The organism is Methylobacterium sp. J-088, assembly GCF_022829295.1.
GTDB lineage: Bacteria > Pseudomonadota > Alphaproteobacteria > Rhizobiales > Beijerinckiaceae > Methylobacterium.
This window is the reverse complement of sequence record NZ_JAKSYH010000136.1, coordinates 86,554-100,695: the sequence shown is the minus strand read 5'-3', so window position 1 is coordinate 100,695 and position 14,142 is coordinate 86,554. Positions and strand designations below refer to the sequence as shown.

At 67.5% G+C, this 14,142-nt stretch carries 15 protein-coding genes and 1 pseudogene; 12 read left to right on the top strand and 4 right to left on the bottom strand.

What is annotated here, in order from left to right:
• Positions 1 to 96 precede the first annotated feature (96 nt).
• Positions 97 to 960 carry a hypothetical protein gene (locus MKK63_RS14525; RefSeq protein WP_244002842.1) on the top strand — a complete coding sequence of 288 codons (864 nt, stop codon included), beginning with the start codon at positions 97 to 99 and terminating at the stop codon, positions 958 to 960.
• Between the two features lie 4 nt (positions 961 to 964).
• On the opposite strand, the gene fdhD is transcribed toward MKK63_RS14525, so the two are convergent.
• Entirely contained in the window at positions 965 to 1,822 is an 858-nt protein-coding gene (gene fdhD, locus MKK63_RS14520; RefSeq protein ID WP_244002841.1) for a formate dehydrogenase accessory sulfurtransferase FdhD, read from the bottom strand.
• Positions 1,823 to 2,101: 279 nt separating this feature from the next.
• Between fdhD and coxB the strand changes: the two genes are divergently transcribed.
• The 10 genes and pseudogenes from coxB (at position 2,102) to MKK63_RS14470 (ending at position 11,510) form a co-directional block, all read left to right on the top strand.
• Positions 2,102 to 2,941, top strand: a complete 840-nt coding sequence (gene coxB / locus MKK63_RS14515; protein ID WP_244002840.1) for a cytochrome c oxidase subunit II — start codon at positions 2,102 to 2,104, stop codon at positions 2,939 to 2,941.
• Between the two features lie 50 nt (positions 2,942 to 2,991).
• Entirely contained in the window at positions 2,992 to 4,620 is a 1,629-nt protein-coding gene (ctaD, locus tag MKK63_RS14510) for a cytochrome c oxidase subunit I (protein ID WP_244002839.1), read from the top strand.
• Positions 4,621 to 4,834: 214 nt separating this feature from the next.
• Positions 4,835 to 5,785 (top strand): heme o synthase, encoded by a 951-nt coding sequence (locus tag MKK63_RS14505; protein WP_244002838.1) that lies wholly within the window; start codon positions 4,835 to 4,837, stop codon positions 5,783 to 5,785.
• Positions 5,786 to 5,790: 5 nt separating this feature from the next.
• Complete coding sequence (locus MKK63_RS14500; RefSeq protein ID WP_244002837.1) at positions 5,791 to 5,955, top strand: hypothetical protein; 165 nt, start codon at positions 5,791 to 5,793, stop codon at positions 5,953 to 5,955.
• A gap of 11 nt (positions 5,956 to 5,966) precedes the next feature.
• Positions 5,967 to 6,578 (top strand): cytochrome c oxidase assembly protein, encoded by a 612-nt coding sequence (locus MKK63_RS14495; RefSeq protein WP_244002836.1) that lies wholly within the window; start codon positions 5,967 to 5,969, stop codon positions 6,576 to 6,578.
• Positions 6,579 to 6,747: 169 nt separating this feature from the next.
• A complete protein-coding gene (locus MKK63_RS14490; protein WP_244002834.1) occupies positions 6,748 to 7,608 on the top strand; it encodes a cytochrome c oxidase subunit 3 in 861 nt (286 codons plus the stop codon).
• Between the two features lie 146 nt (positions 7,609 to 7,754).
• Positions 7,755 to 8,129, top strand: coding sequence for a DUF983 domain-containing protein (locus tag MKK63_RS14485; RefSeq protein ID WP_244002832.1), 375 nt, complete (start codon positions 7,755 to 7,757; stop codon positions 8,127 to 8,129).
• Positions 8,126 to 8,887: an SURF1 family protein gene (locus MKK63_RS14480; RefSeq protein ID WP_244002830.1), complete on the top strand. Its 762-nt coding sequence runs from the start codon at positions 8,126 to 8,128 to the stop codon at positions 8,885 to 8,887. The genes MKK63_RS14485 and MKK63_RS14480 overlap by 4 nt, the downstream gene beginning before the upstream one ends.
• A gap of 211 nt (positions 8,888 to 9,098) precedes the next feature.
• The gene (sfnG, locus tag MKK63_RS14475) at positions 9,099 to 10,214 is read left to right on the top strand and encodes a dimethylsulfone monooxygenase SfnG (RefSeq protein ID WP_244002828.1); all 1,116 of its coding nucleotides are present in this window, start codon (positions 9,099 to 9,101) and stop codon (positions 10,212 to 10,214) included.
• A gap of 40 nt (positions 10,215 to 10,254) precedes the next feature.
• Positions 10,255 to 11,510 (top strand): annotated as a pseudogene (locus tag MKK63_RS14470) (SfnB family sulfur acquisition oxidoreductase).
• An 8-nt stretch (positions 11,511 to 11,518) separates the two neighbouring features.
• Here the strand turns inward: MKK63_RS14470 and MKK63_RS14465 are convergent.
• The 3 genes from MKK63_RS14465 to MKK63_RS14455 form a co-directional block, all read right to left on the bottom strand.
• A complete protein-coding gene (locus tag MKK63_RS14465; RefSeq protein ID WP_244002826.1) occupies positions 11,519 to 12,406 on the bottom strand; it encodes a cation diffusion facilitator family transporter in 888 nt (295 codons plus the stop codon).
• 98 nt (positions 12,407 to 12,504) lie between these two features.
• The gene (locus MKK63_RS14460; RefSeq protein ID WP_409564515.1) at positions 12,505 to 12,699 is read right to left on the bottom strand and encodes a hypothetical protein; all 195 of its coding nucleotides are present in this window, start codon (positions 12,697 to 12,699) and stop codon (positions 12,505 to 12,507) included.
• 32 nt (positions 12,700 to 12,731) lie between these two features.
• Positions 12,732 to 12,980, bottom strand: coding sequence for a hypothetical protein (locus tag MKK63_RS14455; protein WP_244002822.1), 249 nt, complete (start codon positions 12,978 to 12,980; stop codon positions 12,732 to 12,734).
• Between the two features lie 97 nt (positions 12,981 to 13,077).
• Here MKK63_RS14455 and queA point away from each other — a divergent pair, with 97 nt between their 5' ends.
• Positions 13,078 to 14,142 carry a tRNA preQ1(34) S-adenosylmethionine ribosyltransferase-isomerase QueA gene (gene queA / locus MKK63_RS14450; protein WP_244002820.1) on the top strand — a complete coding sequence of 355 codons (1,065 nt, stop codon included), beginning with the start codon at positions 13,078 to 13,080 and terminating at the stop codon, positions 14,140 to 14,142.

Sequence of the window (14,142 nt, the reverse complement as noted above, 5' to 3'; positions counted from 1 at the left end):
CCCTGCCGGCATGGTCGAGGTCCGGGTCCTACCGGCCCGGACCATGCCGGAACCGGATACTCTGCCGGGTCTCCAGCACGGGAACGCACCAGAGTGATGATGACGAGCAGGACGTCCGCGCGCCTTCGGACCACGATGAGCCGGGCGCTCTGCGCCTCACTCCTGTGCGGCGGCGCGCTGCTGGGCCTCTGCCGCGGGGCCAGCGCCCAGTTCGCCTTCGAGGAGGAGATCGTGCCCCCGCGGGTGGTGGCGTGGCGCCTCGCCGACCAGGGTTTCACCGGTCTGAGCCGTCCGCGCTTCAACGGGCGCGTCTACGTCGTCGAAGCCGTGAACCCGGCGGGCATGCCGATGCGGCTGTTCGTGGATCCGGGATCGGGCGGGATCGTCGGGCGCCAGCGCCTCGGCGCGCCTTACGCGTATGCGCGGCTGGAGCGGCCTGCCCCGGGTTTCGGCTGGACCGAGGAGGATGCCGGACCCCGGCGCGCGCTTCGCGCCGTACCGGAAGCGGACGCCCCAACCCTGCGTCTCGATCGACGCACGACCGCGCGGCCTGAGGGCAACCCCGACGGCATCAATCGCGACAGCGCCGGGCGAAGCCCGCCGCCGCGCAGGCTTGCGCGCGCCGCACCGGCACGGAACCCCGAGCTTCGTGCAACGAATCGGACCTCGCCCGAAGCGCCGGCCCCGAAGATCGCCCCGGCCGAGGCGACCAAGGTCGAACCGAAGACCGAACAGGTACCCGAGACCAGGGCCGCGGCGATCGACAAGGCACCGTCCGCCAGTCCTGTACCGCGGCCCGACGACGCGGCCAAACCCGCCGCCCCCGCCGTGGCGGATGCGACCAAACCGGCCGTCAAGGACTGGAAGGATCCGCCGACCGAGAAGAAGCCCGTCCGGGTGATCGGCGGCGCCACCATCGTTCCGGGCCCATCCGAGAAGGAGCCGGCGGCGGCTCAATAACGTCTTATGCCGTTACGAGCCGCTCCGCCCCTGTGAAGACCGTCACCGTGTCGGCGCGTGCGATGGCGCAGAGCGTGATTCCGTGCGCTCGGGCCCGATCGAGCGCCAGGGACGTCGGTGCCGAGATCGCCACGATCACGGCCGCACCGAGACGCGCGGCCTTTTCGACCATCTCGAACGAGCAGCGGCTCGTGATCACGAGAAATCCCTGGTCCGCCTGGGTTCCGGCCCGCATCAGGGCGCCGATCAGTTTGTCCAGCGCGTTGTGACGTCCGACATCCTCCCGCACGGCCAGAAGCTCACCGTCGAGACTCGCCCAGGCGGCCGCATGGACCGCCCGAGTCTCGGCCCCGAGACGCTGTGCGGCGTCGAGGCCCGCGAGTGCCCGGGCGATCGCCGGAAGCCGGATCTGGAGAGACGGGACGGCATGCATCTCCGCCCGGGGCAACTCCGCTAGATCCTCGATGCCACAGACGCCACATCCGGTGCGTCCGCTGATCGCGCGCTTGCGGGCGAGATGCTCGCGCAGCCGCCCCGGGGCCAGATCGATGTGGAGCCGCACGCCGTCCGGCCCGGCCTCGGCCCGCGTTCCGCGGATCTCTTCGACACCCTCCACGATCCCTTCGGTGAAGCTGAAGCCGTAGGCGAAATCCTCAAGATCGGACGGCGTCGCCATCATCACCGCATGCGGCACACTGCCGTACACCAGGTTGATCGGTGTCTCGACCGCGAGCGCCCGGTTGCCGGGCAACGTCCGGTCGCCGGACTGCGTCGCATCGCCCGTGTAGGCAACAACCTGCATCGGAACCTTCACCGAGCAGGGCGGCAGGCCAGTGGGGTGAGTCCCGGTCTCGGTCGACATGCAGCGCTCCGATGGCGTCGCCCCTACGTATCGATCACCGTTCGCGACGCAATGGTGCGGCGGCAAACCGGCGCGCGATCGCGGCGGGCCCCTCGCAAACAGCTGGAAAGCGCGCGATGCGACGCTTGTGCGGTTGCGCCATGGCGGCCCTTGTGGTCTGAAGCCCCGGTCGGATAATGCCGGGTGACACAACCGGCGCTCCGTCACGTTGGCACAATCCCACTCGCAGTTGGGTGGGGCCGACGGGACCCAGGCAGCCAGGGGAGCCACGAGAGGCAGATGCGGACGGTGCGGACGATCAACCGGTCACTCTGGAGCCTCGCCACGCTCGGCGCCCTGCTCTTCCCGACAGCGCATGCTCAGGCTGGTGGCTTCGGCCAGCCGATCCCGTGGGAGATGAGCCGGCAGATCCCGGTCACCGAGAACGCCCGGGACATCCTGAACTTCGAGATCGGCCTGCACTGGCTTTCGGTGGCCATTTCGGTCTTCGTTCTGGGCTTGATCCTGTGGTGCGTGTTCCGCTTCGGCGAGAAGCGCAACCCGACACCCTCGCGCACGACCCACAACACCGCCATCGAGGTCGCCTGGACGATCGTTCCGGTGCTGATCCTGGTCGCGGTGGCGATTCCGTCTTTCCGCTTGCTGCGCACGCAGCTCTCCGATCCGAAGGCCGACATGATCGTGAAGGTCATCGGCCATGCGTGGTACTGGTCCTACGAGTACCCGCAGACCGAGGCCGGCGGCGGCTTCACCTTCGATGCCAACATCGACGAGGACAAGCAGCCCCGCCTGCTGCAGACTGACAACGAGATGGTGGTCCCGGTCGGCAAGATCGTGAAGATCCAGGTCACCGCCGCGGACGTGCTGCATTCCTGGGCGATGCCGTCCTTCGGCTTCAAGATCGACGCCGTGCCCGGCCGCCTGAACCAGATGTGGTTCAAGGCCGACAAGGAAGGCACCTTCCACGGCCAATGCTCCGAGTTGTGCGGCCAGCGGCACGCCTACATGCCGATCGTCGTCCGTGTGGTCAGCGAGCAGGCTTACGCCGACTGGCTGAAGGAGGCGAAGACCAAGTACGCCCAAATCGACAACGGCACGAGCTTCGCCGAGGCGCGCTGAGCCCCGGCTGACCGAACCGCACCCATCCGATTCACAAGGCACCCGAATCCATGGCTACAGCCGCAGCCCATGCCGAGGCCCACGAGGTCCACGACCACAAACCCTCGTTCTTCGCCCGGTGGTTCCTGTCGACGAACCACAAGGACATCGGCACCCTCTACCTGCTCTTCGCCTTCTGCGCCGGTATGATCGGCGCCTTCCTCTCCTTCGGCATCCGGATGGAGATGGAGCAGCCTGGCCTGCAGTACTTCTCGAACCCGGCGACCTACAACGTATTCGTCACGGGTCACGGCCTCATCATGGTGTTCTTCATGGTGATGCCGGCGCTGATCGGCGGCTTCGGCAACTGGTTCGTGCCCCTCATGATCGGTGCGCCCGATATGGCGTTCCCGCGCATGAACAACATCTCGTTCTGGTTGACGGTTGCGGGCTTCTGCTCGCTGCTGTGCTCACTCTTCGTCGAGGGTGCACCGGGAGCCTCGGGCGCCGGCACCGGCTGGACCGTCTATCCGCCGCTCTCGACCGCCGGACATCCTGGCCCGGCCGTTGACTTCGCCATCTTCGCCCTGCACCTTTCCGGCGCGGGCTCGATCCTCGGCGCGATCAACTTCATCACCACCATCCTGAACATGCGCGCGCCGGGCATGACGCTGCACAAGATGCCGCTCTTCGCCTGGGCCGAGTTGGTCACCGCCTTCCTGCTGCTGCTCTCGCTGCCGGTTCTGGCGGGCGCCATCACGATGCTGCTGACCGACCGCAACTTCGGCACGACGTTCTTCGATCCGGCCGGCGGCGGCGACCCGATCCTGTACCAGCACCTGTTCTGGTTCTTCGGTCACCCCGAAGTCTACATCATGATCCTGCCGGCCTTCGGCATCGTCTCGCACATCATCGCCACCTTCTCGCGCAAGCCTGTCTTCGGCTACCTCGCGATGGCCTACGCCATGGTGGCGATCGGCGTGGTCGGCTTCGTCGTGTGGGCCCACCACATGTACACGGTCGGCCTGTCGCTCCAGACGCAGTCCTACTTCGTGTTCGCCACGATGGTGATCGCGGTGCCGACCGGCGTGAAGATCTTCTCGTGGATCGCCACGATGTGGGGCGGCTCCATCCGCTTCACCGCAGCGATGCACTGGGCGGTGGGCTTCATCTTCCTGTTCACGGTCGGCGGTGTCACCGGCGTCGTGCTCGCCAACTCGGCAGTCGATAAGTACCTTCACGACACGTACTACGTGGTCGCGCACTTCCACTACGTGCTGTCCCTGGGTGCGGTGTTCGTCATCTTCGCTGGTGTCTACTACTGGTTCCCGAAGATGACCGGCCGCATCATCCCGGAATGGGCCGGCAAGCTGCACTTCTGGCTGGCCTTCATCGGTGCGAACGTCCTGTTCTTCCCGATGCACTTCCTCGGCCTCGCCGGCATGCCGCGTCGCTACGCCGACTATCCGGAGGCCTTCGCGGGCTGGCACAAGGTCTCGACCTACGGTGGCCACATCTTCGGCCTCGGCATGTTCGTGTTCGTGATCGGCGTGGTCATGGCCTTCCGCTCGAAGGAGCGCGCCGCGGACAATCCGTGGGGCGAAGGCGCTACCACGTTGGAGTGGACGCTCACCTCTCCTCCGCCCTTCCACCAGTTCGAGACGCTGCCCCGCATCGTCGACGAGCCGGGCGTGCACTGATAGACACCCGCGAGGGCCGCGTATGCGGCCCTCGCCCTTCCCCGGAGGCCGGTTCACCGGCCTCCCGGCAAGGGCGAGCGTCGAGGGCGATCCGCACGGGCCGTGGGACTAATCCCGGGCCCCGCTCACGTAACCCCTTGGAATACGTCGAATTCGAAACTCGACTCGGCCGTGACGCGCGTGGCCGGGCGCCGGCACAGCAGCGGCAGACGCGATGACGAGCTTGACGAACACCATCGGACGGGACGGCCCGGCCCCAGCCCTGTCGACGGCTGGCGGAGATGTCCCGGACTACTTTGCGCTTCTGAAGCCGCGGGTGATGGTCCTCGTGATCTTCACCGCCCTTGTCGGCATGGTCGTGTCGCAGGGTCATGTGCAGCCGGCGATCGGCGCGATCTCGCTGCTCGCCATTGCGGTGGGTGCGGGCGCCTCCGGCTGTCTCAACATGTGGTGGGATGCGGACATCGACGCCGTGATGACCCGCACCGCCACGCGGCCGATCCCGGCCGGTCGGATCTCGTCCGAAGAGGCCCTCGGCTTCGGGCTGTTTCTCTCCGTCGCTTCGGTGCTGGTGCTGGGCCTCGCCGCCAACCTTCTGGCGGCGGCCCTGCTTGCCTTTACGATCGTGTTCTACGCGGTGGTTTATTCGATGTGGCTGAAGCGGGCGACCGCGCAGAACATCGTGATCGGCGGCGCAGCGGGCGCCCTCCCCCCGGTCATCGGCCAAGCCGTGGTATCCGGTTCGGTCGGGATCGAATCGCTGGTCCTGTTTGCGATCATCTTCATCTGGACGCCGCCGCACTTCTGGGCGCTGGCCCTGATCAAGGCGGACGAGTACGCCCGGGCCGGCATTCCGATGATGCCGAACGTTGCGGGTCCCGCGTCCACCCGCCGCCAAATCGTCGGGTATTCCCTGCTTCTGGCCCCCCTCAGTCTCGCACCGGTCGCCTTCGGGTTCGGCGGCCTGCTCTACGCCGTGATCGGTCTCGTGGGCGGTCTCGGCATGGTTGCCTTCAGCATCCGTGTGCTGCGCAATCGCGAGGGTGAAGCCGAGCGGCGTGCGGCCCTCGGCATGTTCGGGTTCTCGATCCTCTATCTCTTCGCGTTGTTCTCCGCGTTGCTGGCCGAGCAGAGCTTCGGCCTGTTCCGGCCGGTCCTGGGCTGAGCGCCATGCCGGAACCGGAGCGCCAGTACCGTCCGCTCACCCCTGAGGAGGAAGCCCGCCGCCGGAAGCGCTCGGTGGCGATCGCCCTGGCGCTGGGAGCCTGGGTCCTGCTGTTCTTCGTCCTGACGATCGTCAAGCTCGGTCCGCAGATCCTCAGCCGGCCGCTCTGAGGAGACCCGCCATGGCCGCACCTCATCAGAACCCGAGCCGCGGTGCCAACCGCACGGCGCTGGCCTGCGCGGGCCTCGCGGTCGGCATGGTCGGCCTCGCCTTCGCGTCGGTCCCGCTCTACGACGCATTCTGCAAGGCTACCGGCTATGACGGCACGCCTCGTCAGGGGCCGGCGCTCGCTGCCACCGCGGCCCGGGCCGACGACAGTATGGTGGTCCATTTCGACACCAACGTCGCGCCGGGCCTGCCCTGGAAGTTCGCTGCCGAGACGAACAGCGTCGAGGCCAAGCTCGGCGAAACCAAAACGGTGTTCTTTCGCGTGCAGAACACCGGGACGAAACCCGCGACCGGGGTTGCGACCTTCAACGTCCAGCCCGGCCTGATGGGCGGCTACTTCGTGAAGATCGCCTGCTTCTGCTTCAATGCCCAGACGCTGCAGCCGGGCGAGACCCTCGACGTGCCGGTGGTCTTCTACGTCGATCCGGCGGTGCGCGACGATTCGAACACCGCGCATCTCAGCGAGATGACGCTGTCCTACACCTACTTCGCCAGCAAGAATGGTGAACCGGTGACCGCTGCGGCGGCGATACCGGCGCCACCCGGGACGAAGCGGGAATTCTGATCGCGGACGCGTGACAACACGGGCCCGCACCGACTAAACGTGCAGACAAGCTTGGGTGTGGTTTGTGCCGTGTCCGGCCAAAAGCAGACCGCGACAAGAGCAAACAGCAAGCAGCGTCAGGCCGGATGCCGGAAACGGCGCAGGGCGGCGGGTGAGGAGCGACGGGATAATGGCCGAGGCGCACGCCAAGAATCACGACTTTCACATCCTGAGCCCGAGTCCGTGGCCGCTGATCGGTGCCTTCTCGGGTTTCCTGATGGCGTTCGGCGCCGTCTTCTGGATGAAGAGCCTGCAGATCGGCACGCTGACGCCGGGCCCCTACATCTTCGGTGCCGGCGCGATCGGCGTTCTCTACACCATGTACTCGTGGTGGAAGGACGTGGCCCACGAGGCGAATTCCGGTGACCACACCCGGGTCGTCCAGCTTCACCACCGCTACGGCATGATGATGTTCATCGCCTCCGAGGTGATGTTCTTCGTCGCGTGGTTCTGGGCCTACTTCGAGGCGGCGCTCTACACCGCAGACCCGATCCAGGTGTCGCGCGTGGAATTCACCGGCGGCGTCTGGCCGCCCAAGGGGATAGAGGCGTTCGACCCCTGGCACCTGCCGCTGCTCAACACCCTGATCCTGTTGACTTCGGGCACCACCGTGACCTGGGCGCACCACGCGCTCCTCGAGGGTGATCGCAAGGGCCTGAAGTACGGCCTGTGGTTGACCATCATCCTCGGCGTGCTGTTCACCGCCTGCCAGGCGTACGAGTACAGCCACGCCGAGTTCGGCTTCGCGGGCAGCATCTACTCGTCGACCTTCTTCATGGCGACGGGCTTCCACGGCGCCCACGTGATCATCGGCACGATCTTCCTCGCCGTCTGCCTGTTCCGCGCCTATGCGGGCCAGTTCACGACGCGCCAACATCTCGGTTTCGAGTTCGCCGCCTGGTACTGGCACTTCGTCGACGTGGTGTGGCTGTTCCTCTTCGCTGCGATCTACGTGTGGGGCTCGGGCGTCTTCCACGGCGCCGCTCACTGAGATCTATCCCGCCACCGCATGGCGGACCTGCGAAGGGCGGCTCCGGCCGCCCTTTTTCATGTGCGGACACCGCGAATCCCCATATCGTTGCGGACACCTCCGATGCGGCATGGTCGCCGGCATACGGGTGAGTCTGGAGTCTGCCTGTGGATCACCGAATTTACGCGCCGCTGCCGCCGGTTCCCACGGGTTTACGCGGCCGGTGCCCGCGCTGCGGCGAGGGTCATCTGTTCAAGGGTTACTTGACCCTGCGGCCCTCCTGCGAGTCTTGCGGGCTCGATTACTCGCATTTCGACTCGGCCGACGGCCCGGCCTTCTTCGTCATGTCGATCGTCGGCGTGGTCGTGGTCGGCCTCGCCCTGTGGCTTGAGATCACCTACGAGCCGCCGATCTGGGTCCACGCGTTGGTCGCCGTCACGATGTCGGTCGGCCTCAGCCTGATCCTCGTCCGGCCGCTCAAGGGCATGCTGATCGCCCTCCAGTACAGCAACAAGGCCGAGCAGGGGCGCTTCGAACCGTGAAAGCCGTTGTTGCCAGAGGCGCCTGGCGCGATCTCGTCGCGCCCGGCATTGCCGCTTTGATTGCGCTGGCGATCCTCATCGGCCTCGGAACGTGGCAGATCGAGCGCAAGACCTGGAAAGAGGATCTGATCACCCGCATCGTGCGGCAAACCCAGGCGGCGCCGGTGGCACCGTCGGCGGCCGCGGAGTGGGATCCTGCCCGGGACGAATTCCGCCACGTGCTCGTTACCGGCCGCTTCCTCAACGACAAGGAGACGCTGGTGCACGGGCTCGCCGCCGGCGAGACGCCGGGCCGGGCTCTGCAAGGCTATTATGTGCTGACGCCGTTCGTGCGCGACGGCGGCGGCATGGTGCTGATCAATCGCGGCTTCGTCCCCACGGAGCTCAAGGCCCAATCGGATCGGCGGGACGGTCTGATCGACGGGCCCACCACAGTGACCGGTATCCTACGCGCCAGCGAGCCGCGCGGCCTGTTCGTGCCGGAGCCGGACCCGGCGCGGGGTGAATGGTTCAACCGGGACATCGGCGGAATCGCGGCCGCACGCGGTCTCTCGGACGTCGCGCCCTATCTGATTGAGGCCGATGCGGCCCCCGGCCAGACCACATGGCCCCGCGGTGGTCAGCTTCGAGTGGATCTGCCCAACAACCACCTGCAATACGCCTTCACGTGGTTCAGCCTCGCGGCCTGCCTGATCGCGGTCTATTCCGTGTTCGCTTGGCGCCGCCTTCACGAACCGGACATGCGGCAAGAGGCCTAGCATAAACCCGCTCCGCTGAGGCTCATTCGAAGAAAAGCCTCATCGAGGAAGCGTTCAAAACGGTAACCCGTTCCTTTGACCTGCGGCCGTTTCACCGGAATACTTGCGCTCGACTTGATCGATCGGCCGCTCTCTGGATCTTGTATTCAGTTTGCGGCGATCCCTCGAAATGGACACGGCGCAGGGCGCCGCGCGGTCCAGGGAGCGCCGAATGACCAGCCATCACATCGCGGAAGCGGAGCCTGCGCCGATCCGTTTCGCCTACTGGGTGCCCAACGTCTCGGGTGGCCTCGTGATCAGCACGATCCCGCAACGGACGAGCTGGGACGCTGACTACAACCGGACGCTGGCACAGATCGCTGAGGAAGCCGGCTTCGACTACGCGCTGACGCAGATCCGGTTCACCGCCGGCTATGGCGCCGAATACCAGCACGAGTCGGTGGCGTTCAGCCATGCGCTGCTGGCGGCCACCACCAAGCTCAAGGTGATCGCCGCGATCCTGCCCGGCCCTTGGAACCCGACGCTCGCCGCGAAGCAGATCGCCACGATCGCACAACTCACCGACAATCGCGTTGCGGTGAACATCGTGTCGGGCTGGTTCTCGGGCGAGTTCCGGGCGATCGGCGAGCCTTGGCTGGACCATGACGAGCGTTACCGCCGCTCCGAGGAATTCATCCGCAGCCTGCGCGGGATCTGGACCCAGGACAACTTCACCTTCCGCGGGGATTTCTATCGGTACAGCGACTACACGCTGAAGCCGAAGCCGGGTCAGCCGCTGCCGGAGATCTTCCAGGGCGGCTCGTCGCGGGCAGCGCGCGACATGGCGGCCCGGGTGTCCGACTGGTACTTCACCAACGGCAACACGCCCGACAACATCCGCGCGCAGGTCGACGATATCCGCGCGAAGGCGGCGCAGAGCGGCAACGATCCGCGCATCGGCGTCAACGCCTTCGTGATCGCCCGCGAGACCGAGGAAGAGGCCCGCGCCGTTCTTCAGGAGATCATCGACCACGCCGACGCCGATGCCGTGAAGGCCTTCGGCCACGAGGCGAAGAATGCCGGCAAGGCCTCACCGGAGGGCGAGGGCAATTGGGCGAAATCGAGCTTCGAGGATCTGGTCCAGTACAACGACGGTTTTCGGACCAACCTGATCGGTACACCCGATCAGATCGCCGAGCGGATCCTCGCTCTCAAGGATGCCGGTGCGGATCTCGCGCTCCTGGCCTTCCTGCATTTCCAGGAGGAGGTCGCGTATTTCGGTACGCACGTGATCCCGCGGGTGCGCGCCCTGGAGGCCGCCCGCGCCCAGCGCGCCGAAGCGGCCTGACCGTCCAGCGTCCTCCTCCCCGATCCATCAGGAGCGTGCCATGACCATCGCCGTCGATGCACGAACCTCGAACCGCAGGGCGCGCGGGGCGCGCCCGGTCCGGAACGCCCCCCGACCCAGGCTCACGTCATCGGCGGCGACCCGGAGGCGCTCGACATCGCCCACCGGCTGGCAGCCGCGTTCCGTGTCGGCGCCTCGGAGCGGGATCGCGCCGCCGTGCGGCCGCTCGCCGAGCTCGACGCCTTCTCGCAGAGCGGCCTGTGGTCGATCAACGTGCCGCGGGCCTATGGCGGGCCTGAAATGTCCTACCGGACCCTGGCGCAGGTCATCGCCATCATCGCGGCGGCGGACCCCGCCATCGCGCAGATCGCGCAGAACCATCTCGGCATCATCGCGGCGATCCGGACCGTGTCGGACGACGCGCAGAAACGGCTGCTGTTCGGGGAGGTGCTGCGTGGTACTCGGTTCGGCAACGCCTTCTCGGAGCGTGGCACCAAGCGGGCGGCCGAGTTCGACACGCGCTTCACCGACGACGGCGACCACGTCGTGGTGCGCGGCCAGAAGTTCTACGCGACCGGCGCGCTGCTCGCGCATCTCGTTCCGATCGTCGCCCTCGATGGGCAGGGCCGGGCTTGGTACGCCATCGCCGAGCGCGACGCGCCGGGCCTGACGATCATCGACGATTGGTCGAGCTTCGGCCAGCGCGGCACCGCGAGCGGCACCGTGCTGATCGAGGATGTCCGGGTACCAAAAACGCATCTGGTCCCGGCTTGGAAGGGTTACGACGCACCCACCGCGGACGGCGCCGTATTCCAGATCATCCAGGCGGCAATCGATGCCGGCATAGGCCGGGAGGCGCTGGACGACACGATCCGGTTCGTCCGCGAGAAGGCCAGGCCTTGGATCGACAGCGGTCTGGAGCGCGCAAGTGACGATCCCTACACGATCCAGGCGATCGGCGACCTGACCCTCCGCCAACACGCCGCGGAGGCGCTGCTCGATCGGGCGGGGCTCATCCTCGACGAGGCCGTGGCCAAGCCGGATGCGCAGCGCGTGGCGGCGGCGCAACTCGCGGTCGCCGAGGCGAAGGTGCTGACCACCGAGGTCGCCCTGGCGGCCTCCAACAAGCTGTTCGAGTTGTCGGGCACCCGCTCGACCCTGGCGGCGGAGAATCTCGACCGACACTGGCGGAACGCGCGGACCCACACGCTCCATGACCCCGTACGGTGGAAGTACGCCATCATCGGCAACCACGCGCTGAACGGCGTCGCCCCGCCGCTCCACGCCTGGAGCTGAGCGCCGGATCAGAGCACCGGCACGCCGCGGGCCTTGGCCAGCTCGCCGGGCTCGACATGGATCGTCACCACCGCTCCGGGGATGGTCGTCTCCAAGGCGTTCTCCAGCCGGTCGCAGATCACGTGCGAAGCCTCGACGCTCATGGCGCCGGGGACCACGAGGTGGAAATCGATGAACGTGGCCTGCCCGGCCGCGCGCGTGCGAACGTCGTGCGCCTCCAGCGCCCCTTCGCCGTGCTCCGAGATCAGCGTCCGGATCTGAGTCACCATCTCATGCGGGGCCGCGCGATCCATCAGGCCGTCGACCGATTCCCGCACCATGCGGAAGCCGGACCAGAGGATGTTCAGCGCCACCAGCCCGGCCACCATCGGATCGAGGATGGGATAACCGGTCACTAGAACAGCTCCGACACCGATCAGGACGCCGCAGGAGGTGACGACGTCAGCAAAGATGTGGCGCGCATCGGCGATCAGGGCCGGCGAGCGCCACCGCTGACCCCAGCGCATCAGCGCCATGGCCCAGGCCGCGTTGATGATGCCGGCCCCGAAATTGATCGCCACGCCGATGGCAGGGGCATCGAGGGGCTTGGGCGCCAGCACGCCGTAAAACGATTCGCGCAGGATCATGAGCGCCGCCACGATGATCAGGGCGCCCTCGATCACCGCGGAGAAGAACTCGGCCTTGTGGTGGCCGTAGGGATGATCCTCGTCGGCCGGACGCGCCGCGACGCGCAGCGCCACGAAGGCGCCGATGGCGGCGACCACGTTGATGATGCTCTCGAGGGCGTCCGAATACAGCGCGAGGCTGCCGGTGAGCCAAGCGGCGTAGAACTTCAGGGCCGTGACGGCGAGGCCGATGCCCGCGCTGAGGAGGGCAGCTTTCTGGGTACGGTCCATGAGTCGGCGCCGAGTTGGGGTGGCCGCGCCTATACGGCATCACCCTTGTCCCAGGCCACGGCAAAGGTTCGACGCTTCCGAAAAGGTCTTAGCTTTGGCTAAGTCTCGATCGGTTCAGGTGCGTTCCCGCGTGCGGCCTCGCGCCGGCGGCTCGTCGCTGCCTTGGCGCGGGCAGTGTCCGCCTTCCGCAGCAACCGGCGGCGTTGCCATGCGAAGCGTGCGGCAGCGGCCAGGGATTCCAGGCGCGCCGCCTCACGCTCCCAATAGCCGAGCAGCTGACCGTCCAGGGTCACGCGCCGGTTCCGGCCGGGCAGAGCCACGGCGCCTATTCCCGCTTGGCGGGCGGCTCGCCCGTCTCGGTTACGACCAGCGCATCGGGTTCCCCGCGGAAGCTGCCCAGGCCGGAATCCGAGACGGGCACCGTCGGGCTGCCGAAGGGCTGGCTCGGATACGCATCCTCGAATTTCGACCGGGCCTCGTCGGGGCTCTGGGCCTTCAGCACGATCTCGGGCTTTCCCGGCAGCGGCCATCGCGGGTCGGCTTCGTCACGGGGGCGAACGGCGTACCAGGGCATCGATGGTCATCTCGCGTCTCGGTGACGCGGAAAACGGGCACGATCCCCGAGGGTTCCGCGGTTGAAACCGCCTGCGGTTCGGTGCACGCAGCCCGGAATGCGCGTGGACCTGTTCGATTTCGACCTGCCGGAGACCAGCATCGCCCTGCGCCCGGCCGAGCCGCGGGATGCCGGGCGGCTGCTTGTCGTGCAGCCGGGGATGGCTTTGGCCGACCGGACCGTACGCGATCTGCCCGGCACCCTGCGGACCGGCGATGCTTTGGTGTTCAACGACACGCGGGTGATCCCGGCCCGCCTCCACGGCGTACGCACGCGGCCGGGCGCGCCCGGTCAGCGTACGGAGGCGATGCTGCATCTGCGCGAGGGACCCGCGCGCTGGCGCGCCTTCGGCCGTCCGGCCAAGCGGGTCGCCCCCGGCGACACGCTGCGATTCGGCGCATTAACCGCCACCGTGGCCGAGAAGGGCGAGGCCGGCGAGATCGTGCTCGATTTCGACCGGGCGGGGCCTGAGCTCGACGCCGCCATCGTGGCCGAGGGCGCCCTGCCGCTGCCCCCCTACATCGCCGGCAAGCGCGCCGCCGACGCGCGGGACGCCACCGACTACCAGACGATCTACGCCCGGAACCCCGGCGCCGTCGCGGCGCCAACGGCGGGCCTGCATTTCTCGGAAGGCCTGCTCGCGGATCTCGACGCGGCCGGGCTGCGGCGCCACCACGTCACGCTGCATGTCGGAGCGGGCACGTTCCTTCCGGTGAAGGCCGAGGATACGGAAGGCCATCGGATGCACGCGGAAATCGGCATCCTCGACGCGGATACCGCCACCGCGCTCAACGCGACCCGCGCCGCGGGCGGCCGGATCGTCGCGATCGGGACCACCGCCCTGCGCCTGCTGGAGAGCGCCGCGCGCCCGGACGGAACGCTCGCAGCCTTCTCGGGCCCGACCGATATCTTCATCACGCCGGGCTACCGCTTCCGGGCGGTGGACGCGCTCGTGACGAACTTCCATCTGCCGCGCTCGACCCTGTTCATGCTGGTCTCGGCCTTCTCGGGCCTCGACACGATGCGCGCCGCCTACGCGCACGCGATCGAGGCCAGCTACCGGTTCTATTCCTACGGCGACGCCAGCCTGCTCTTCCCGGGCACGGGCGCGGACCTGCCATGA

What these genes read in the sequence shown, in the direction of transcription:
- MKK63_RS14505 (WP_244002838.1), top strand. Translation starts at nt 4,835, where the DNA reads ATGACGAGCTTGACGAACACCATCGGACGGGACGGCCCGGCCCCAGCC.
- MKK63_RS14455 (WP_244002822.1), bottom strand. Translation starts at nt 12,980, where the DNA reads ATGCCCTGGTACGCCGTTCGCCCCCGTGACGAAGCCGACCCGCGATGG.
- coxB (WP_244002840.1), top strand. Translation starts at nt 2,102, where the DNA reads ATGCGGACGGTGCGGACGATCAACCGGTCACTCTGGAGCCTCGCCACG.
- MKK63_RS14495 (WP_244002836.1), top strand. Translation starts at nt 5,967, where the DNA reads ATGGCCGCACCTCATCAGAACCCGAGCCGCGGTGCCAACCGCACGGCG.
- MKK63_RS14490 (WP_244002834.1), top strand. Translation starts at nt 6,748, where the DNA reads ATGGCCGAGGCGCACGCCAAGAATCACGACTTTCACATCCTGAGCCCG.
- sfnG (WP_244002828.1), top strand. Translation starts at nt 9,099, where the DNA reads ATGACCAGCCATCACATCGCGGAAGCGGAGCCTGCGCCGATCCGTTTC.
- MKK63_RS14525 (WP_244002842.1), top strand. Translation starts at nt 97, where the DNA reads ATGATGACGAGCAGGACGTCCGCGCGCCTTCGGACCACGATGAGCCGG.
- MKK63_RS14500 (WP_244002837.1), top strand. Translation starts at nt 5,791, where the DNA reads ATGCCGGAACCGGAGCGCCAGTACCGTCCGCTCACCCCTGAGGAGGAA.
- queA (WP_244002820.1), top strand. Translation starts at nt 13,078, where the DNA reads ATGCGCGTGGACCTGTTCGATTTCGACCTGCCGGAGACCAGCATCGCC.
- fdhD (WP_244002841.1), bottom strand. Translation starts at nt 1,822, where the DNA reads ATGTCGACCGAGACCGGGACTCACCCCACTGGCCTGCCGCCCTGCTCG.
- MKK63_RS14465 (WP_244002826.1), bottom strand. Translation starts at nt 12,406, where the DNA reads ATGGACCGTACCCAGAAAGCTGCCCTCCTCAGCGCGGGCATCGGCCTC.
- ctaD (WP_244002839.1), top strand. Translation starts at nt 2,992, where the DNA reads ATGGCTACAGCCGCAGCCCATGCCGAGGCCCACGAGGTCCACGACCAC.